Raw genomic sequence first — 17,434 nt, 5'->3', positions numbered from 1 at the left:
TACTGCCTACTGCCTACTGCCTACTGCCTACTGCCTACTGCCTACTGCCTACTGCCTACTGCCTACTGCCTACTGCCTACTGCCTACTGCCTACTGCCTACTGCCTACTGCCTACTGCCTACTGCCTACTGCCTTCCTCAAATCCCCAATCACCGCCCGACGGTCATTTTGTCGCCAGGCGAGATGGATCGACACGCTGCGCTTGAACCACGGCAGGTCGCGGAAGATCACGCCGTGGCGTGCCGCGCTTCGCAGGCTTTCCTGGACCGTGGCGAGACCGAGGCCGGCGCTGACCAGGCCGAGCGAGGTCAAAGGGTCGTTCGTCTCGTAGGCGATGTCGGGCACGAAGCCGGATTCGACGCAGGCTGCCAGGAACTGCGCGCGGTTGGTGTCGCCGGGCTGGCGCACGACCGTGATCCACGCGCGACCGTCGAGATGGGCCGGCTGAATGTCGGCGACGTCGACCAGCGGATCGCCCTCCGGGACTGCCAGCACCAACGGCTCGCGCCGCACCAGCATGCTTTCAAGATCGGGATCTCCTTCCGGCACCGGGGAATAGACGAAGCCGAGATCGAGAACGCGCTGCCTCAAATCCTCGAACTGTGCGGCCGTCCGGCGGCTGCGCAGTTGCAGATGGAAATCCGGCCGCGCGCGGCGAAAATCGCGCAGCATGTCCGCGACCAGTCCGGAATGCACCGCACCCTCGACATAGCCGATAGCGAGGCTGCCGGTGGCGCCGCTTGCGAGGTTGCGGCCGAGCTCTTCCAGCCGCGCCGCGTTGGCAAGCAATGCGCGAGCCTCGGAAAGGAAGGCCCTGCCCTCGGCATTGAGATGGACGCGCTGTTTGGTGCGCTCGAACAAGGCGACGCCCAGTTGCTCCTCGAGCTGGATGATCTGCCGGCTCAAGGGCGATTGCGAGATGTGCAATTGCCCGGCGGCGCGGCCGACATTGCCAGCCTCGGCGACCGCGACGAAATATCTTATCTGGCGCAGGTCGAGCATTTTTTTGTCAAGACCCTGAAGGACTGAACCATAGCCTAATCAGTCTTGGACAGTCTGACCAGACGGCGCGATATCTCCTGCCATCAACCCACGACAGGAGACCGCCATGCAGTTCTTTGCCCTACTCACCCGCAACACCGAAAAGTTCAGTGACGCCGACTTCGCGCCGCTGCTTCCCAACGAATCCGAGCAGCGCAAGACGCTTTATGCGCAAGGCGCCGTGCGCCAGATCTGGAACCGTGGCGACATTCCCGGCAGCGGTGTGATGTTCGAGGCGGCCGACGAGAAGGAAGTGCGCGGCCATCTCGCCACCTTGCCGCTCATCGACGCCGGCATGATGGACATTGCGGCGATCGTGCCGCTCAACCCTTATCCCGGCTTTGGACCGAAGCGCTGAGCGGACTTCAAGTGAGGCTGTTGTCCCGCGCGGCAGCCTCATCGCCTCGGGGCCGTAATCGCGGCCACCCGCTCCCCTTGCCGAAGAAGAAGCCGTCGTTATTGTCGGTGACGATCCGAACAAGGGAACGAAACTTCGATGAAACTTGGCTTTGTCGGCACGGGCGCGCTGAGCTCGGCCATCGTCACCGGGCTGAAATCGCTGCCAGGCGAGACGACGCCGGTGGTGGTCTCGCCGCGCAGCGAGGAGATCGCCGCCGACCTTGCCGCGCGCTATGCGGATGTGCGCGTTGCCGCCGACAACCAGTCCGTGCTCGACCAGTGCGACGCCGTCATGCTGGCGGTCCGGCCACAGATCGCGCGCGACGTGCTGCGGGAACTGCGGTTTCGGCCGGACCATCACGTCATCAGCCTGATCGCGATGGTTTCGCGCGAGGAGATCGCCGGCCTCGTGGCGCCAGCGGCACATGTCGGCAAGGCCCTGCCCATGCCGATGATCGCCCGCCTGCAGGGCGCGACGATCATCTGTCCGCCGGATCCGACCGTGGCGGCGTTCTTCGGCAGGCTGGGCGGTGTGATCGAGGTCGAGGATCAGAGCGAATTCGACGCGCTCACCGTCGTCACCGCGACCTATGCCAGCTATTTCAAATATCTCGACACGATCCATGGCTGGGTGCGGAGCCAAGGTGTGGCTGGTGATAAGACCCGCGCGTACATCACCAGCATCTACAAGGCGCTGGCCAACGCGCCGGATACGGCGCCGGACGAAGATTTCATACATCTTTCGCGGGACTATGCGACGCGCGGCGGCATCAACGAGCAGGTTCTGCGCGAACTGACCGAGCGGGGAACGTTCGATGCCTTCGCCGAGAGCCTTGGGCGCGCGCACCAGCGCATTATAGGCAAGTAGCGGCAGAGGTAGTGGAACTCACAGCAACCGACAGGGTCGGCGTGAGTTCCCGCTCGCAAAGACGGGAACGCGGCCTTGCACCAAGGCCCGGTGGCAACTAGCGCCGCGGCGGCAGCAACCGCAGGACAAAGCCCACGATCAGGCCGAGCACGAAGCCAAGCGGGCCGGTGATGAAGATGCCGAGCAGCGGACCTTGGTTTGCCTCAGGCGTGAAGATGACCGGTCCGACGAAGCCGCCGAGAAAGCCGATCGTGCCAAGTATCGCACCCCATTTGAGCATCGCTCTCCCCATAGCCTACCGAGCCATTGCAGCAGATTCCCGCATGCGAACCAAGCCCTCGCATTAGCGTTGCCTCAAACAACGGCACAAGTATGCGGGCCTGTCGCGGAGATCGCGGATAGCGGTTGCTATCCTTTTCTTTTGGTGGATTCCATTGCGGCATGCCGGTTCCCAAGCATCGCAAGGATCACGAGATGAGCGACGACACCACCGGGACCATCCCCGCAATCGACATCGCGCCGCTGTTCGGCCCGCCTTCGCCCGGCCGCGACGAGGCCGACCGCCAGATCTTCGCCGCCGCCGCCGGCATCGGCTTCATGACCGCGCGCGGCTTTCCGGGCGCGGACCTGTTGACGCGCGAGCGGCGCGGCGAGCTCCTGAAAATCTTCGAGCTGCCGGATGCGGAAAAGCAGAAGCTGCTGCGCTGGAATTTCGACCCGTCGAAGTCGAATTATTATCGCGGCTGGTTCCCGCTGCAGCCAACCGCGGTGTCCTACAAGGAGGGCATCGACATGGGGCCGGACATCGCGCATGCCGATGCCGGGCTCGCAACGGACGATCCGCTGCTCGAACGCACGCCGCTTCCCGCCGAGGGCGATGCGCCTGGATGGAAGGCGGCGGCCGCGCATTACTACCGCTCGATGGAAAAGGTCGGCGCGGCGCTGATGGCCTCGATCGCGCGCAGCCTCGGGCTCGAGGACGACACTTTCGATGGCCATTTCCAGGGCGGCATCTCGACGCTCAGGTTGATCCGCTATCCGCTGCGCACCGAGGACGGCCCGGTCGACCTGTCGGCGCCGGAATACTCGGTCATGCACAAGGGTGAGCGGCGGCTCGTCATCGGCCGCGAGCACGCCGATTCCGGCTTCGTGACGCTGCTCGCGCAGGACGGCGTCGAAGGCTTGCAGGCCAGGAACCATGCCGGCGAATGGATCGATGTGCCGCCCGCCGACGGCACGCTGGCGGTGAATTTCGGGCAGTTGCTCGAACGCTGGACAGGCGGCGTGGTGCAGGCGACGCGCCACCGCGTGATCGCGCCGAAGACGGCGCGCTATTCGATCCCGTTCTTCTACGAACCGCGCGTCGACGCCGAGATCGCGCCGCTGCCGATCAAGGGCGCCAGCGATTTCGCGCCCTTCCTCTATGGCGATTATCTGTGGGAGTCGGCGACGAATTTCGTCGAGATGGCCGGCGTCAAGAATCTGCGGAAGCCAAGGCGGCCGACGGCCGCCTGAACGCAACCAGACAACAGGGGCCTCGCCACGCCGGCCGACGCGCTGGCCGACGAGCCGAAGCGTGGCGGCGTGCTGACGGTGGCGAGAAGCGTAAGGCGGCGATGAAGGACGTGGAAACGATCCTGCAGCAGTCCGGCGTGATCATCCGCCCCATTGAATGAAGGTCTACTCAGCCAAACAGGTGATGAATCGTCACGCACACCCAACCTACGAGCTTGACTTGACCGACATCTGGCTCGCCGCCTGAGGCGGGCTGCACAGGCGGCCGGGCGTTTGCTAAGCTGCTGGGCAGGCCGGCCACGCCCGCCGACAAATCGCAATCGATGAAGGTGCAAATTGCGTTCGACTGATTATCTCGGCCGACTCTTCGGCCTCGAAGGCAGGCATGCCTTCGTCACCGGCGCCAGCCGCGGTCTGGGCCTCGCCTTCGCCGAAGCGCTTGCCGCCGCAGGCGCGCGCGTCACTATCGGCGGCCGCAAGTCCGACGAACTCATGGCTGCCGGCGACAGATTGCGCGCCGAAGGCTACACGGTGGCGGAAGCGGTGATCGATGTCACCGACACGCGGTCGGTCGACGGGGCAATCGCGGCGGCGGAAGCCGGCACCGGGCCGATCGATATCCTGGTCAACAATGCCGGCATCCAGCGCCGCGCGCCGCTGGAAACTTTCAGCGACGCCGACTGGGACGAACTGATGGCGACCAATCTCGACGGCGTCTTCAAGGTGAGCCGCGCTGTAGTGAAGGGCATGATCGCGCGCCACAGGGGCGTGATCATCAATGTATCGTCGGTACAGAGCGCGCTCGCCCGCCCCTCGATCGCGCCCTACGCGGCGAGCAAGGGCGCGATCACCATGCTGACCAAGTCGATGGCCGGCGAATGGGGCCAGCATGGTGTGCGCGTCAACGCGATTGCGCCCGGCTATTTCAGGACGGAGCTGAACGCGGCACTGGTCGCGGACGAGACATTCTCGAGCTGGCTCACCGGCCGCACGCCGATGCGGCGCTGGGGCGATGTGGAGGAGTTGGCCGGCGCCGCCGTGTTCCTGGCCTCGGATGCCGCAAGCTTCGTGACGGGACAGACGCTGCTGGTGGATGGCGGGATTACGAGCGTCCTTTAACAAAAGAAGTTCGACGTGTCGCAAACTCTCTGGTCGATGGAAGACCTCTGCGAGAAGATGGACTCCGTTGCGCCCAGGCCGGGAAAGCGCAGCCCCTACCAAAAGCGGATCGAACAATGATCGTAAGGATGGCCGAACTAGAGATCGACCCGGGCAGCATCGACGCCTTCAACGCATTGCTCTCAGCAGAGATCGAAGCCTCGGTGCGATTAGAACCAGGGGTGCTGTTTTTGTTTGCGGTTGCCGTGAAAGAAAATAGCCACTTGGTACGAGTGATCGAAGGTTATGCTGACCAAGTGGCATATGAAGCGCATCTGACCACGCCGCACTTTCTCAAATACAAGGTCGGGACCGCCGATATGGTCAAGTCGCTGCGCCTACTCGAAACGGATCCAATTTCGCTCAAGGCGAAACCTCAAATTTCAAACTGAGACACTACCCCTGATCCGCACCCGGATGTCAGACCGGCAGGCTGGTTCCGGCCGCCGACAGATGCGATTCGCTCGGCGCGGCTTCGGTTTCCGACTTCGAGCCCGCCCTGCCCTTCATCATCTCGATCAGCACCCGATCCACCGCCAACCTTCCTGCGCCGCTGAGCGCCAGGATGAACATGCCGCCGGCGATGGCAAGGTCCTTCTCAAAATGCAGCAATTCGTTCTGGCTGGCGAAGTTGGTGTGGAACAGGCTGGCCGTCATCAGGCAGAACAGGCCGAGCCCGATCGCGCCCAGCCGCGCCAGAATGCCTAATGCCACCGACAGGCCCGCGCCAAGCTGCAGCGCGATGGTGGCGACAAGCAGCGGCGTGCCGACGCCGAGCGCGGCCATCGCCTTTTGAGCACCCTCGAAATGGGTCGCCAGTTCCAGGCCCTCATGCACGAAGATCAGGGACAGAAGCAGACGGCCGGCAAGCAGGACCACGTCCCTGGCGTGCAGCTTCTCGGCGAGTTCGGTCGGTGTCATAGTTGGCTCCAGTCTTTGGAAACAGGCAGGCGCCACGCGTCCGGATGGACGCGCGTTTGCGCTCGATGTTGAAAAGGTCGGAGCCGGCGCGAGGGAGAGGAACGCCGGCTCCGGTTTTCGGGCGCTACCGCCGTGGCGCCCAAAAAGTCGCTACTGATGAGGGCGAGGTCAGCGCCATGCCCCCTCTCCGCCGCTTCGCGGCCACCTCTCCCCACTTTGTGGGAGAGGAAACAAGCCGTGCTACTTCGTCACCTTGGTGTCGATCGCCTGCTTGAGATCCGAAAGCTCCTCGCAGCCGGCCGGGCAGAGCTTTTGCAGCGAAGTGAGCTGGTCGTTGGCCTTGGCCATGTCGCCGGTCTCGACATAGAGCTCGCCCAGATATTCGTGGGCGGCCTTATGATCGGGCTGCAGCTCCAGCGCCTTGCTGTAGTAGGTCAGCGAGGTCTGGTAGTCGCCGGTCTTGCGCAGCGTGAAGCCGAGCAGATTGTAGACGTCCGCCTGCTGGGTGTCCTGCGCGAGGTCGCGCAGGTCGGCCAGCGCGCCCTTGTAGTCCTTGGCCTCGATCTTGGCCTTCACGGCCGTCAGGTCCGGCGCGTCGGCGCCTTCGATGTCGTCCACGGCATAGGCCGGGACGGCAATGGCGATCGGGGCCGCGGTCAAGACCGCTATGGCGCCCAGCATCGCGAGAAGTGCGTGTTTCATGGGAGTTGTCGCTTTCTTATTCAGGATATCAATTAGGTCGGTTGTTCCGATCAGATTTCGGTTGGGGTGAAGGCGTAGGCGTTGCCGTCCTTGACGAAGCTGCCGGTGCCGGGGAACGGGAAGTGCGAGCCGCAGATGCGGACATTGTCGGCAATCACCTGGTCGATGATCTTGTGGCGCGTGGTGATCGCCATCGGTCCGTCCTGGTCATAAGCGCCCTGCCATTCCGGATGCGGGGCGAGCAGCGCCGGCACGTACATGGTGTCGGCCGAGACGAGGAACTGCTCGGTCCCGGCATCGACATGGTAGACGGAATGGCCGGGCGTGTGGCCGGGCGCCGCCATGAGGCGGATGCCGGGCACCACTTCAGTGCCGTCGTCGACCAGCTTCCAGTTCTTCCATTTCGGGAAGTTTTCGGCGATGCGCTTGCCGGCGGGCTTGCGACCCTCCGGCAGCTTGGCGAGCCGGCTCGGATCGGTCCACCAATTGTATTCGGCGGCGTTGACGATCAGCTCTGCATTCGGGAACACCGGGTCGTTGGTGCCCTTCTCCATCAGGCCCCAGACGTGGTCCGGATGGAAATGCGAGATCATGATGGTGTCGATCGCCTTGTAGTCGATGCCGGCGGCCTTCATGTTGGCCGGCAGATGCGTGGCGTTGGCCTGCCACTGGCCGACGCCTGAGCCGGCATCCATCATGATGGTGCGGCCGTTCATCTTGACAACGACGACGGTGAGCGGGATCGGCATGAATTCAGTGGTCTGCCCCGCTTTGGCGAGCGCTGCCTTGGTGTCGTCGACCGAGACGTCCTTGATGAAGGCCGGGTCGTGGGGCTTGCGCCAGATGCCGTCATAGACGGCGGTGACCTCGAGCGAGCCGACCTTGTACTTGTAGAAGCCGACCAGCGGCTCGACCGGAGTTTCGGCGTAAGCCGCGGGCGCGAATTCGAGCTTGCCGGCGATGCCGAAGGCGGCAGCCGCGGCTGCGGATCCGAGCACCATGCGGCGTGTCATGTTGAACATCAGAAATCTCCTCTATTGGCTATGAGTTGCTTCAGGTTTCAGGCGGTAATCGATTGGTTTGCCGCATGTCGTTGTCCCAAAACCGCTGCGCACTTTTGGGCGACATGCAGGGAAATGGCGGAGGGCCCGGTACGACCCTCCGCCGGCTGCGGAACCGGAGCCGTCCGGTCCGACTGAAGACCGACCGGTGCCGGAGAGATCAGCGTCTCTGGTTCGGCTACGGCTAGGGCGTGCCTTCCCTACCGGAGCCCAGCCTTCGAGCGCCGAGCTCCTGGGGTGAGGACCTTCGGTCCCACGGGGATCAGGACCTCTGGTCCTGACTCCTGGGTGAGGACCTATCGGTCCCACCTGCTCAGCGACCCCAGATACCTTGGCCGGGCTTATCCGCAGTAATCCTCGCCGCCGGCTTCACGTCGTTGCGGGCCAAGTCCAGCTTCCCGATCGAAGCGGTGGTGGTGGTGTCGACGGCTGCGGCCTGCTGGTCGGCCGCGGCGAAGTGATCGCTGGCGGCGAAGGCGCCGCCGGTGGCAACGAGGATGGCGACGGCGGTGAAGACAATCTTGTTCATGTCGGCATTCCTTCCGGGTTGGTTGATGCGCGGCTTGGGAGGATGGCCTCGCTACACAACAAGACCCGGAAGGCCCGGGCTTTATTCCCGAGGATCGGAAGAATTTTTCGGAGCCTTCAAAACCGGAGAGCGCACCGGAATCGATCTGGCGGTCGCCGATCGGCGATTTCCGTTTGCGATGGCCGGCCCGGTTGGCTATCGGATACACCGACCGGAGGCCACGCTTGCAGCGGCGACAGGACGAAATGCCAGATCACATTGCGCGCGCATCCGTCGTGAGGACGCATTCGAAACGAGAAGCGATCCTTATCCTGGGCATGCATCGCAGCGGCACTTCCATCCTGGGCGGCATGGTCAATGCCCTCGGTGCCGCCGGCCCTCACAGCCTCATGGCAGGGGACCGTCACAACCCGACAGGATATTGGGAAAGCCTGCGGCTCAACACGGCGGCCAACAATCTGCTCGCGGCGGCGGGTTCCGGCTGGCACGACTGGCTGCCGCTCGACCCGGGCTGGATGGCATCCGAGGCGGCTCAAGGGCATCGCCATGAGATCAAGGCGATCCTGGCAAGCGAGTTCGGCGATGAGCCGCTGTTCTTCATCAAGGAGCCGCGGACCTGCCGTTTCCTGCCATTGATGTCATCGATCCTTGCCGAAATGCGGATCGACACGGTCGCGCTGCTTCCAATCCGCAATCCCCTCGAAGTCGCGTATTCGATAGAGCGGCGCGACGGTTTTCCGGTGGCCAGTTCACTGATGGTCTGGCTGAGGCACGTGCTTGAGGCCGAGCTTCACTCGCGGCACTTGCCGCGCTGTTTTCTGCTTCACGAGGATTTCCTTGCCGACTGGCAAAGTCAGCTGACGAGAGCCGGCAGGACGATCGATCTTGCGTGGCCCGTCCGGCCGGAGCAGGCCAGGAGCGAAGTGGAAAGCTTCCTGTCGCAAGAGCTGCATCATCAACGATACACCGTCGACGACCTGCGCAACCACCACGACGCCCCGCCGATGGTGGCCACTGCCTATGAGATGTTTCGCGCGATGGCGAGCGATGGCGACAGCCCGGGCCTTCGCGAACAACTTGACGGGATCCGACTTCGATTGGACAGCGCCGCCGCACTTGTGGGTCGGATGTTTGCCGCCGAACGGTCCGCGGCCAGGCGGTCGGCCGAGGATCTCCAAAACCGGCTGATCGAATTTCATACTCAAGCCGACCAGTTGCATGCTCATGTCGCCGAATTGCATCGGGATCGCAACGAGATGCTTCGCGACCGGGACCGGCTGCTTCACGAGAATGAAGCCCAATTTCGAGAACGAGAGGCACTGCTACAGGAAAAAGAGGCGCTCTTGCGTGAGAGGGAGGCTTTGCATCGGGAACGAGAGGGCCTCCTAAAAGCGTGCGAAGCGATGCTCGCCTCGCACAGCTGGCGGTTGACCGCGCCGCTGCGCTGGCTGGGCAACCCGTTCGCCAAACGCGGGAAACGATAGGGGCGGGCATCGACGGCGACAGCCGCCGAAACCCAGTCAACAAACCGTCACACCAGGCGGCAACCTCCATGATAAGTTACCCTTGGCCGCCCCGCGAGCCGTTTGCACATCAGAGACCGGCGAAGCTGCCATGAACATCGCTGTCCCCGACGAAGGCACCGACCTCTCGCCTTATCTGCCGGACGAGCACGGGCTCTTCTTCCTCTACTATTTCAAAACCGATGGTTCCCGCACCAAGGATCCCGCCGAGGCGCACTGGAGTTGGCGCAGCTACCAGATCACCGACATGCGTGCCCGCCAGGAGATCGGCGCCGAGCAGGCCCTGCCGGCGCCGGTGCGCGATGCCTTCCTGTCGCCCAGCCATGGCTGCCAGATCGATTTCGAGGACGACTTCCTCTATGGCGATCTGCCCGACCTCAGGCACGATTTCGCGGAAGCGCGCGGGCTCACCCATTTCCGCTTCGCCTTCAACGATAGGATGCTGATCGGCGCCCGCAAGCAGCCGCTGGAATCGGTCGACAAGATCCGCAAGCTGGTGGAAAGCGGCACGCGCAAATTCCGCACCCCGTCCGAGCTGATCGAGGCGGTGATGGGCCAGTCGCTCGACGGCATGGCGGCCGAGCTCGACAAGATGGGCGACACGCTCGACGGCATCGAGGACCGCATCGTGTGCGATGCATGGCACAATGAACGCCAGGCGCTGGTCGACGCGCGCCGGCAGCTGGTGCTGATCCACCGGCAGATGGCGACGCTCACCAACCTCTTCCGCCATCTCGACCATTCGCATCGCAATGAACTGCCGGACCCCATCAATGACATGGCGACGAGGCTCTCGCACCGGGCGCATACGCTGCATCACGACGGCGAGCAACTGCAGGCGCGCACGCGCCTCTTGCAGGACGAGCTGATGGCCAAGCTGACCGAGCAGTCGAACCAGCTGCTCTATATCCTCTCCGTCATGACGGCGGTGCTGCTGCCGATGACCATCATCTCCGGCCTGTTCGGAATGAATGTCGGCGGATTGCCGCTGGTCGGCACGCCATTGGGCTTCTGGGTGGTGACGGCGATCTCGGTCGTCATCGCCGGCATTATCTATATGATCGTGCGGCGGCTCGGGCGGGTGTAAGCGCTACGCCACCGCGCGAAAATCCTCGACGATGGTGCCGGCGGCGCGGACTTCCGCTTCGTGGTCGGGCTCGCGCCACGTCTCGGCAAGCCCGGCCGCGTACCATTCGCGCATGGGCGGCAGGTCGAGCAATTGCTGTGGATAGGTAGCCGCTTCACCTTCGAAAGTCAGGCCGTAGGATTGCGCCCTGAACGCCACCGGGGCGAAGAAGGCATCGACTGCGGTGAAGCGGTCGCCGGCCAGGAACGGCCCGCCGAAACGGGCGAGGCCATCGTTCCACAAATCCGCCATGCGGAAGATGTCGTGCTTCAGCGCCTCAGACATCGGCCGCGGCTCGACCCGCACGCCGCAGCTCATCGGGCAGAGATTGCGCAGCGCGGTGAAGCTCGAATGCATCTCGGTGGCGGCCGACCGCGCCCAGGCGCGCGCTTTTGCGTCCGCCGGCCAGACGCCCTGATGGCGTTCCGCAAGGTATTCGACGATCGAGAGCGAATCCCAGACCGCCCAGCCATTATCGACCAGGCAGGGCACGCGGCCGTTCGGTGAGAATTGCCGGTAGAGACTGAAACTCGGTCCGGTCGGAAACGGCGTCAGCCGCTCCTCGAAGGGAATATCGAGGGTACGCATCAACACCCATGGCCGCAGCGACCACGAGGAATAGTTCTTGTTGCCGATGTGCAGAACGTACATCAGGCACCCCCTTCCCTATCTATCTTGCCGCGGGTGCCGGCTGGCGGACCTCGCGGCCCCTGAACATCGACCACGAATACATCGCAAGCGCCGTCCAGATCAGCGCGAAGGCGATGGCTTCGATCGTGCCGAACGGCTCATCGAAGATCAGCACGGCGATCAGGAACACCATGGTCGGTGCGATGTATTGCATGATGCCGATGGTGGAGAGACGCAGAAGCCTGGCGCCGAAGGCAAAGAGCAGCAGCGGCACCGCGGTGACCGGACCGCAGCCGATCAGCAATGCCGTGTCGGAACCGGTGCTGGAGACGAAATGGTCCTGCCCGGTGGCGATCAGGTAGGCGATGTAGCAGAGCGCCGGCACCGAGAGCAGCAGCACTTCGAGCAGAAAACCCTGGCTCGGGCCGATCGGCAGCGTCTTGCGGAAGAAGCCGTAGGCGGCGAAGGAAAAGGCCAGCGCCAGCGACACCCAGGGCAGCTTGCCGGCATCGACGGTTAGCACCGTCACCGCGATCGCGGCCAGCGCCACCGCGGCGATCTGCAACCGGTCGAGCCGCTCGCCAAGCAGCACAGCACCGACGACGATGCTGACCAGCGGATTGATGTAATAGCCGAGCGCCGTCTCCACCGTGCGGTCGACCGAGATTGCCCAGACATAGATGCCCCAGTTGATCGAGATAAGCACCGCCGTCAGCGCCGCCATGGCAAGGCTCTTCGGCGAGCGGATCGCCGCCTTGAAATCGGCGGTGCGGCCGGCCCAGATGAGCACGGCCGCCGCGATCGGCACCGACCAGACGACGCGGTTGGCGATCACCTCCGCAAGCGGCAGATGCGCAACCGCCTTCATGTAGAAGGGCAGCAGCCCCCAGAGGAAATAGGCGCCGAGCGCCAAAAGAAAACCACGGCGGGCCTTGGCGTCCTGATCGAGATCGGCTGTTGCGGTGACCATGGCCCAACGCTATGGCCCAGCGGATCGTCCAAGACCATCGCAAAGTTCTGATGGATCAATGGACTTTTGGTGATGGTTCAAGGGGGCGCTGTTTCCTCGCCCTACGCAGTGGGGAGAGGTGGCCCGGCGAAGCCGGGACGGAGAGGGGTCTTCGTAAAGCACGGACGGCAGTAGGAACTCCATTTCGAGCCTTGTTCTTCTTGGACGCGAGCTTCGCGGAGGTCGCCCCCCGCTCCGTCCCGGCTTCGCCGGGCCACCTCTCCCCCGCTTTGCGGGGGCGAGGAAAGGAGCCTTACTCCGCCGCCACCAGCCCCGCCATCTCGCGGTTCTTCATCAGCTTGTAGACGATCGAATCCATCAGCGCCTGGAAGGAAGCGTCGATGATGTTTTCCGAGACGCCGACCGTCCACCAGCGGGCGCCGGTGGAATCATGCGATTCGATCAGGACGCGGGTGATGGCCTCGGTGCCGCCATTGAGGATACGCACCTTGAAGTCAGCAAGCTCGAGGTCGACGATCTCGCTCTGGTATTTGCCGAGATCCTTGCGCAGCGCGATGTCGAGCGCGTTGACCGGACCGTGGCCTTCGGCCACCGACATCTTCTCCTCGCCGTCGACTAGCACTTTCACGATCGCTTCCGAGACAGTCTTCAACTGGCCGTTGGCGTCGAAGCGGCGCTCGACCATGCAGCGGAACGAGGTGACGTTGAAGAACTCCGGCAGGCCGTGCAGCATCTTGCGCGCCAGCAACTCAAAGGAGGCGTCGGCGCCCTCATAGGCATAGCCTTCGGCCTCGCGCTCCTTGACCACGGCGATCAGCGCGTCGAGCCGATGATTGTCCTTGGGCACGTCGATGCCGCGCCGTTTTAGCTCGGCGAGGAAATTGGCCTTGCCGCCCTGGTCGGAGACCATGACGCGGCGGCGATTGCCCACCGCTTCCGGCGGCACATGCTCATAGGTCGCAGGCTCCTTGGCTAAAGCCGAGGCATGGATGCCGGCCTTGGTGGCGAAGGCGGACGAGCCGACATAGGGCGCCTGCGCTTCCGGCGCGCGGTTGAGCAACTCGTCGAAGGCGCGGGAGAGCCGCGAGATGCCGGTCAGATCTTCGGCTGAAATGCCTGTCTCGAAGCGATCGGCGAAGGCCGGCTTCAATGCCAGCGTCGGGATGATGGAGATGAGGTTAGCGTTGCCGCAGCGCTCGCCGATGCCGTTCAGCGTGCCCTGGATCTGGCGCACGCCGGCCTCGACCGCGGCGAGGGAATTGGCCACCGCCTGGCCGGTGTCGTCATGGGCATGGATGCCGAGATGATCGCCCGGGATGCCGCCGGCGACAACCTTCTCGACGATGGCGCGCACCTCCGAAGGCTGCGTGCCGCCATTGGTATCGCACAGCACCACCCAGCGCGCGCCGGCCTCGTAAGCGGTCCTGGCGCAGGCCAGCGCATAGTCCGGATTGGCCTTGAAGCCGTCGAAGAAATGCTCGCAGTCGACCATCGCCTCCTTGGCCGAAGCGACGGCCGCCTCGACCGAGGCCTTGATCGATTCCAGGTTCTCCTCATTGGTGCATCCGAGCGCGACGCGCACATGGTAGTCCCAACTCTTGGCGACGAAGCAGATGGCATCGGATTTGGACTGCACCAGCGCCGCCAGCCCCGGGTCGTTGGAGGCAGAGACCCCTGCCCGCTTGGTCATGCCGAAGGCGACGAATTTCGCGCTCTCCGTCCGCTTCTTCTGGAAGAACGCGGTGTCGGTCGGGTTGGCGCCGGGATAGCCGCCCTCGACATAGTCGATGCCGAACTCGTCCAGCAGCTTGGCGATCGCGATCTTGTCCTCGACCGAAAAGTCGATGCCCGGCGTCTGCTGGCCGTCGCGAAGGGTGGTGTCGAAGAGGAAGAGGCGTTGCTTTGTCATCGTTCTGCAGGCGCGTGAACGCCCCCCTCTGCCCTGCCGGGCATCTCCCCCTCAAGGGGGGAGATCAGCAGTTCGAACGTCGCATCTCCTCCTGCGATGTCGAAAATTTGCGAAAGCCGACCTGACAGCCAATCTCCCCCCTTGTGGGGGAGATGTCCGGCAGGACAGAGGGGGGTGCGGCTTGGCATCGTCATTTCCCCGCAAACTTATCCGTCGCCCGGATCAACCGATCGAGTATCCCCGGTTCCGAATAAGCATGGCCGGCGCCCTCGATGAGATGGAAATCCGCCTTCGGCCAGGCCTTGTGCAGCGCCCAGGCATATTTCGCCGGACACGGCATGTCATAGCGGCCGTGGACGATGGTGCCGGGGATGTCCTTGAGCTTCCAGGCGTCGCGCAGCAACTGCCCTTCTTCCAGCCAGCCGGCATGGACGAAATAATGATTCTCGATGCGGGCGAAGGCGACCGCGTAGTCATTCTGGCTGAACGGGTCGCTGGTTTCAGGCTCGGGCAGCAGCGTGATCGTCTCGCCTTCCCAGATGCTCCAGGCGCGGGCTGCCTCTACCTGCGCCTTGCGGTCGGAGCCAACCAGCCGCTTGCGGTAGGCGGCCATCATGTCGCCGCGCTCGGCCTCGGGGATCGGCGCCAGGAAGCGCTCCCATTTGTCGGGGAACATCTCGGAGACGCCGAACTGATAATACCATTCGAGCTCGGCGCGGGTGAGCGTGTAGATGCCGCGCACGACCAATTCGCTGACGCGCTCCGGATGCGTCTCGGCATAGGCAAGCGCCAGTGTCGAGCCCCAGGAACCGCCGAAGACCAGCCATTTGTCGAAGCCCGCCATCTCGCGCAGGCGCTCGATATCGGCGACCAGATGCCAGGTGGTGTTGGCCTCAAGCGAGGCGTTGGGTGTCGACTTGCCGCAGCCGCGCTGGTCGAACAGGATGACATCGTAGAGTTTCGGGTCGAACAGGCGCCGGTGCTTCGGCGAGATGGTGCCGCCGGGGCCGCCATGCAGGAACACGGCCGGCTTGGCCCCTTTGGTGCCGGAGCGCTCCCAATAGATGGTGTGGCCATCGCCGACATCGAGCACGCCTCTCTCGAACGGCTCGATCTCCGGATAGAGGGTGCGCAAGGAACTGCTGTGGATCGTCATAGTTTCAAGCCCTGCTGCGGCCAGTTGGCCGTCTCGTGGTCGGGATGCTGGAAGGAGATGATCTGCTCCTGCCGCCGATAGAAATCGGGATCGTCGTGGACCGGCGCCTCGAAGATCTTCTCCACCCAGGGCAGGCGAACCGCGTAGTTGACCTGGATCTGCGGCGCGAGGTCGGAGCGGTCGTCGAAAGCGCCGATGGCGATCTCCAAGGCGCCCGGCTGGCGATAGGTCAGCGGCGTGCCGCAGCGGGCGCAGAAGCCGCGGTCGATGTTGACCGAGGACTGGAAGTAGCTCGGCTCCTCATGGGTCCATTCGACGCCGTCCTTCGGCACCGTCACCAGCGCGCCGAAGAAATTGCCGAACTGTTTCTGGCACATGCGGCAGTGGCAGATGGACGGGCGCCCGAGCTTGCCCTTGATGCGGAAGCGCACGGCGCCGCACTGGCAGCCGCCTGTTCGAACTTGATCGATCATGGTCTTTCCTCCGGCGGCCATTGGTCGGTGTCGTGATCGGGATGCTGATAGGAGACGAGTTCGGCGAGATAAGGCGCCGACGAGACATCGCCCATCGTCTCTTCTGACGGCAGGTTCGCGATGCCGTCGACATAGGGAAGCTTCGCCTCGACGCCCCACTGGATGGTGGGCGCGATTCCGGCCGGATCGTCGAAGGCGGCGATCGCCAGCGCCATGCCGTCCGATGCCTCGAAGGTCAGCGGCGTGCCGCATTCGGCGCAGAAGCCGCGCCAGGCGGCATTGGACGAGCGGAAGCGTTTTGGTTCGCCGCGCGTCCAGTCGAGCGTGGCGCCGCGCACCGAAACCAGCGGCAGATAGAAATTGCCGCTCGCCTTCTGGCACATGCGGCAATGGCAGACCGAGGCGTCACCCAGCGCACCCTCGACGCGGAAGCGCACGGCGCCGCACTGGCAGCCGCCCGTGTAGATCGGCCGGTTGTCGAGGCTCATCGCACACTCCGGATCATGGGCTCACTCCGGGTCATGGCAGACCGCCTCCACATTGTTGCCGTCGGGATCGAAGACGAAGGCGCCGTAATAGTTGGGGTGGTAGTGCGGCCGCAGGCCGGGTCCGCCATTGTCCCTGCCGCCGGCGGCGAGAGCCGCCACATGAAAGGCGTCGACCTCGGCGCGGCTGCGCGCGGTGAAGGCGACATGCTGATGGGTCCTCGGCGCCTGCGTGCTGGCCTGCAGCCAGAACACCGGCCGGTCACGGCCATAGCCGCCAACCTTGGCGCCGCCGGTATATTCTTCCGGCACCATGTAGAGCAGCGATGCCCCCAACGGCGCCATCGCCTTGTCGTAGAAGGTTTTGGATGCGTCGAAATCGGAAACATTGATGCCGAGATGATCGATCATGCGACAAGCTCCTCCGTTGATGGCGCGGGCGCATCGGCCAGGCCGGCCACGATGACGATGTGCTGGCAGACATTGTCGATATCGCGGATCACGTCGTCGTTCCAGAAGCGCAGGATGGTCCAGCCACTGGCGCTTAGGTACACGCTTCTTGCCTCGTCGTGTCGTAAGTGCTCCGCATCAGCGTGCTGGCTGCCGTCGACCTCGACTATGAGGCGATGCGCCGAGCAGGCGAAGTCAACAATGTAAGGTCCTACCGGTACCTGCCGCCGAAAGCTCATCCCCATCAGCCGATGAGCACGCAACTCGTTCCAAAGCTTCAGCTCGGCATCGGTCATCGAGCGCCGCATGGATTTGGCGTTCTTGCGCTGACGGGATGGAACGAGGTCGTGGCCCATGGTCAGGCCATCCCACGCTGGAGATTGGCGAAACCGCACGCGACAGCTGATCTCCCCCCTTGCGGGGGAGATGTCCGGCAGGACAGAGGGGGGTGCTGTCCCGCCGACGTACCAATTGGAGAGCACTGTGCTCTCAGGGAATGGCAGGTTCGAGAGCGGACA

The 17,434-nt window shown here is 64.0% G+C and carries 21 protein-coding genes; 7 read left to right on the top strand and 14 right to left on the bottom strand.

What is annotated here, in order from left to right; all coding sequences use genetic code 11:
- Positions 1-111 precede the first annotated feature (111 nt).
- Positions 112-1,002 carry a LysR substrate-binding domain-containing protein gene (locus RFM68_RS09375; protein ID WP_320232451.1) on the bottom strand — a complete coding sequence of 297 codons (891 nt, stop codon included), beginning with the start codon at positions 1,000-1,002 and terminating at the stop codon, positions 112-114.
- A gap of 106 nt (positions 1,003-1,108) precedes the next feature.
- On the opposite strand from RFM68_RS09375, the gene RFM68_RS09370 reads away from it, so the two are divergent.
- Both RFM68_RS09370 and RFM68_RS09365 read left to right on the top strand, forming a co-directional pair.
- On the top strand, positions 1,109-1,399 hold the full coding sequence (locus RFM68_RS09370) for a muconolactone Delta-isomerase family protein (RefSeq protein ID WP_320232450.1): 291 nt from the start codon (positions 1,109-1,111) through the stop codon (positions 1,397-1,399).
- Between the two features lie 138 nt (positions 1,400-1,537).
- Positions 1,538-2,308 (top strand): pyrroline-5-carboxylate reductase, encoded by a 771-nt coding sequence (locus RFM68_RS09365; RefSeq protein WP_320232449.1) that lies wholly within the window; start codon positions 1,538-1,540, stop codon positions 2,306-2,308.
- A gap of 97 nt (positions 2,309-2,405) precedes the next feature.
- Here RFM68_RS09365 and RFM68_RS09360 read toward each other — a convergent pair whose 3' ends face one another.
- On the bottom strand, positions 2,406-2,588 hold the full coding sequence (locus tag RFM68_RS09360) for a hypothetical protein (protein WP_320232448.1): 183 nt from the start codon (positions 2,586-2,588) through the stop codon (positions 2,406-2,408).
- 194 nt (positions 2,589-2,782) lie between these two features.
- On the opposite strand from RFM68_RS09360, the gene RFM68_RS09355 reads away from it, so the two are divergent.
- From RFM68_RS09355 to RFM68_RS09345, 3 genes are all read left to right on the top strand, one after another.
- On the top strand, positions 2,783-3,823 hold the full coding sequence (locus RFM68_RS09355; RefSeq protein WP_320232447.1) for an isopenicillin N synthase family dioxygenase: 1,041 nt from the start codon (positions 2,783-2,785) through the stop codon (positions 3,821-3,823).
- Between the two features lie 336 nt (positions 3,824-4,159).
- Complete coding sequence (locus RFM68_RS09350) at positions 4,160-4,942, top strand: glucose 1-dehydrogenase (RefSeq protein WP_320232446.1); 783 nt, start codon at positions 4,160-4,162, stop codon at positions 4,940-4,942.
- Positions 4,943-5,070: 128 nt separating this feature from the next.
- Positions 5,071-5,373, top strand: coding sequence for a putative quinol monooxygenase (locus RFM68_RS09345; protein WP_430694834.1), 303 nt, complete (start codon positions 5,071-5,073; stop codon positions 5,371-5,373).
- Between the two features lie 28 nt (positions 5,374-5,401).
- Here RFM68_RS09345 and RFM68_RS09340 read toward each other — a convergent pair whose 3' ends face one another.
- The 4 genes from RFM68_RS09340 to RFM68_RS09325 all read right to left on the bottom strand — a co-directional run bounded on the left by RFM68_RS09340 (position 5,402) and on the right by RFM68_RS09325 (position 8,194).
- Positions 5,402-5,902 (bottom strand): DoxX family protein, encoded by a 501-nt coding sequence (locus RFM68_RS09340; RefSeq protein WP_320232444.1) that lies wholly within the window; start codon positions 5,900-5,902, stop codon positions 5,402-5,404.
- Between the two features lie 240 nt (positions 5,903-6,142).
- Positions 6,143-6,604 carry a tetratricopeptide repeat protein gene (locus RFM68_RS09335; RefSeq protein ID WP_430694833.1) on the bottom strand — a complete coding sequence of 154 codons (462 nt, stop codon included), beginning with the start codon at positions 6,602-6,604 and terminating at the stop codon, positions 6,143-6,145.
- A 50-nt stretch (positions 6,605-6,654) separates the two neighbouring features.
- Positions 6,655-7,626: an MBL fold metallo-hydrolase gene (locus RFM68_RS09330; protein ID WP_320232443.1), complete on the bottom strand. Its 972-nt coding sequence runs from the start codon at positions 7,624-7,626 to the stop codon at positions 6,655-6,657.
- A gap of 352 nt (positions 7,627-7,978) precedes the next feature.
- Positions 7,979-8,194, bottom strand: a complete 216-nt coding sequence (locus RFM68_RS09325) for a DUF680 domain-containing protein (RefSeq protein ID WP_320232441.1) — start codon at positions 8,192-8,194, stop codon at positions 7,979-7,981.
- Positions 8,195-8,418: 224 nt separating this feature from the next.
- Between RFM68_RS09325 and RFM68_RS09320 the strand changes: the two genes are divergently transcribed.
- Together RFM68_RS09320 and RFM68_RS09315 are read left to right on the top strand one after the other, a co-directional pair.
- Positions 8,419-9,678 (top strand): sulfotransferase family protein, encoded by a 1,260-nt coding sequence (locus RFM68_RS09320; RefSeq protein ID WP_320232440.1) that lies wholly within the window; start codon positions 8,419-8,421, stop codon positions 9,676-9,678.
- Between the two features lie 130 nt (positions 9,679-9,808).
- Positions 9,809-10,804, top strand: a complete 996-nt coding sequence (locus RFM68_RS09315; RefSeq protein WP_320232439.1) for a transporter — start codon at positions 9,809-9,811, stop codon at positions 10,802-10,804.
- Positions 10,805-10,807: 3 nt separating this feature from the next.
- Here RFM68_RS09315 and RFM68_RS09310 read toward each other — a convergent pair whose 3' ends face one another.
- The 8 genes from RFM68_RS09310 to RFM68_RS09275 form a co-directional block, all read right to left on the bottom strand.
- A complete protein-coding gene (locus RFM68_RS09310) occupies positions 10,808-11,494 on the bottom strand; it encodes a glutathione S-transferase family protein (RefSeq protein WP_320232437.1) in 687 nt (228 codons plus the stop codon).
- A gap of 19 nt (positions 11,495-11,513) precedes the next feature.
- Positions 11,514-12,443 carry an EamA family transporter RarD gene (gene rarD, locus RFM68_RS09305; RefSeq protein WP_320232436.1) on the bottom strand — a complete coding sequence of 310 codons (930 nt, stop codon included), beginning with the start codon at positions 12,441-12,443 and terminating at the stop codon, positions 11,514-11,516.
- Positions 12,444-12,735: 292 nt separating this feature from the next.
- Positions 12,736-14,352 carry a citramalate synthase gene (gene cimA, locus RFM68_RS09300; RefSeq protein ID WP_320232435.1) on the bottom strand — a complete coding sequence of 539 codons (1,617 nt, stop codon included), beginning with the start codon at positions 14,350-14,352 and terminating at the stop codon, positions 12,736-12,738.
- Between the two features lie 190 nt (positions 14,353-14,542).
- On the bottom strand, positions 14,543-15,508 hold the full coding sequence (gene pip / locus RFM68_RS09295) for a prolyl aminopeptidase (protein WP_320232434.1): 966 nt from the start codon (positions 15,506-15,508) through the stop codon (positions 14,543-14,545).
- The gene (locus RFM68_RS09290) at positions 15,505-15,981 is read right to left on the bottom strand and encodes a GFA family protein (protein WP_320232433.1); all 477 of its coding nucleotides are present in this window, start codon (positions 15,979-15,981) and stop codon (positions 15,505-15,507) included. Before RFM68_RS09290 ends, pip begins: the two co-directional genes overlap by 4 nt.
- Positions 15,978-16,469 carry a GFA family protein gene (locus RFM68_RS09285; protein ID WP_320232431.1) on the bottom strand — a complete coding sequence of 164 codons (492 nt, stop codon included), beginning with the start codon at positions 16,467-16,469 and terminating at the stop codon, positions 15,978-15,980. Before RFM68_RS09285 ends, RFM68_RS09290 begins: the two co-directional genes overlap by 4 nt.
- 21 nt (positions 16,470-16,490) lie before the next feature.
- The gene (locus RFM68_RS09280; RefSeq protein WP_320232430.1) at positions 16,491-16,877 is read right to left on the bottom strand and encodes a VOC family protein; all 387 of its coding nucleotides are present in this window, start codon (positions 16,875-16,877) and stop codon (positions 16,491-16,493) included.
- Positions 16,874-17,272 carry an endonuclease domain-containing protein gene (locus RFM68_RS09275; RefSeq protein ID WP_320232429.1) on the bottom strand — a complete coding sequence of 133 codons (399 nt, stop codon included), beginning with the start codon at positions 17,270-17,272 and terminating at the stop codon, positions 16,874-16,876. Before RFM68_RS09275 ends, RFM68_RS09280 begins: the two co-directional genes overlap by 4 nt.
- Positions 17,273-17,434 lie beyond the last annotated feature (162 nt).

The organism is Mesorhizobium montanum, assembly GCF_033977145.1.
Taxonomy (GTDB): Bacteria; Pseudomonadota; Alphaproteobacteria; order Rhizobiales; family Rhizobiaceae; genus Mesorhizobium; species Mesorhizobium montanum.
The sequence above is the reverse complement of the archived record's forward strand: the minus strand, read 5'-3'. Positions and strand labels throughout refer to the sequence as shown.

Coding starts and splice junctions, on each gene's coding strand:
- RFM68_RS09315 (WP_320232439.1), top strand. CDS start 9,809: ATGAACATCGCTGTCCCCGACGAAGGCACCGACCTCTCGCCTTATCTG.
- RFM68_RS09325 (WP_320232441.1), bottom strand. CDS start 8,194: ATGAACAAGATTGTCTTCACCGCCGTCGCCATCCTCGTTGCCACCGGC.
- RFM68_RS09280 (WP_320232430.1), bottom strand. CDS start 16,877: ATGATCGATCATCTCGGCATCAATGTTTCCGATTTCGACGCATCCAAA.
- RFM68_RS09330 (WP_320232443.1), bottom strand. CDS start 7,626: ATGTTCAACATGACACGCCGCATGGTGCTCGGATCCGCAGCCGCGGCT.
- rarD (WP_320232436.1), bottom strand. CDS start 12,443: ATGGTCACCGCAACAGCCGATCTCGATCAGGACGCCAAGGCCCGCCGT.
- RFM68_RS09290 (WP_320232433.1), bottom strand. CDS start 15,981: ATGATCGATCAAGTTCGAACAGGCGGCTGCCAGTGCGGCGCCGTGCGC.
- RFM68_RS09285 (WP_320232431.1), bottom strand. CDS start 16,469: ATGAGCCTCGACAACCGGCCGATCTACACGGGCGGCTGCCAGTGCGGC.
- RFM68_RS09275 (WP_320232429.1), bottom strand. CDS start 17,272: ATGGGCCACGACCTCGTTCCATCCCGTCAGCGCAAGAACGCCAAATCC.
- RFM68_RS09355 (WP_320232447.1), top strand. CDS start 2,783: ATGAGCGACGACACCACCGGGACCATCCCCGCAATCGACATCGCGCCG.
- RFM68_RS09375 (WP_320232451.1), bottom strand. CDS start 1,002: ATGCTCGACCTGCGCCAGATAAGATATTTCGTCGCGGTCGCCGAGGCT.
- pip (WP_320232434.1), bottom strand. CDS start 15,508: ATGACGATCCACAGCAGTTCCTTGCGCACCCTCTATCCGGAGATCGAG.
- RFM68_RS09360 (WP_320232448.1), bottom strand. CDS start 2,588: ATGCTCAAATGGGGTGCGATACTTGGCACGATCGGCTTTCTCGGCGGC.
- RFM68_RS09335 (WP_430694833.1), bottom strand. CDS start 6,604: ATGAAACACGCACTTCTCGCGATGCTGGGCGCCATAGCGGTCTTGACC.
- RFM68_RS09345 (WP_430694834.1), top strand. CDS start 5,071: ATGGCCGAACTAGAGATCGACCCGGGCAGCATCGACGCCTTCAACGCA.
- RFM68_RS09370 (WP_320232450.1), top strand. CDS start 1,109: ATGCAGTTCTTTGCCCTACTCACCCGCAACACCGAAAAGTTCAGTGAC.
- RFM68_RS09340 (WP_320232444.1), bottom strand. CDS start 5,902: ATGACACCGACCGAACTCGCCGAGAAGCTGCACGCCAGGGACGTGGTC.
- RFM68_RS09310 (WP_320232437.1), bottom strand. CDS start 11,494: ATGTACGTTCTGCACATCGGCAACAAGAACTATTCCTCGTGGTCGCTG.
- cimA (WP_320232435.1), bottom strand. CDS start 14,352: ATGACAAAGCAACGCCTCTTCCTCTTCGACACCACCCTTCGCGACGGC.
- RFM68_RS09365 (WP_320232449.1), top strand. CDS start 1,538: ATGAAACTTGGCTTTGTCGGCACGGGCGCGCTGAGCTCGGCCATCGTC.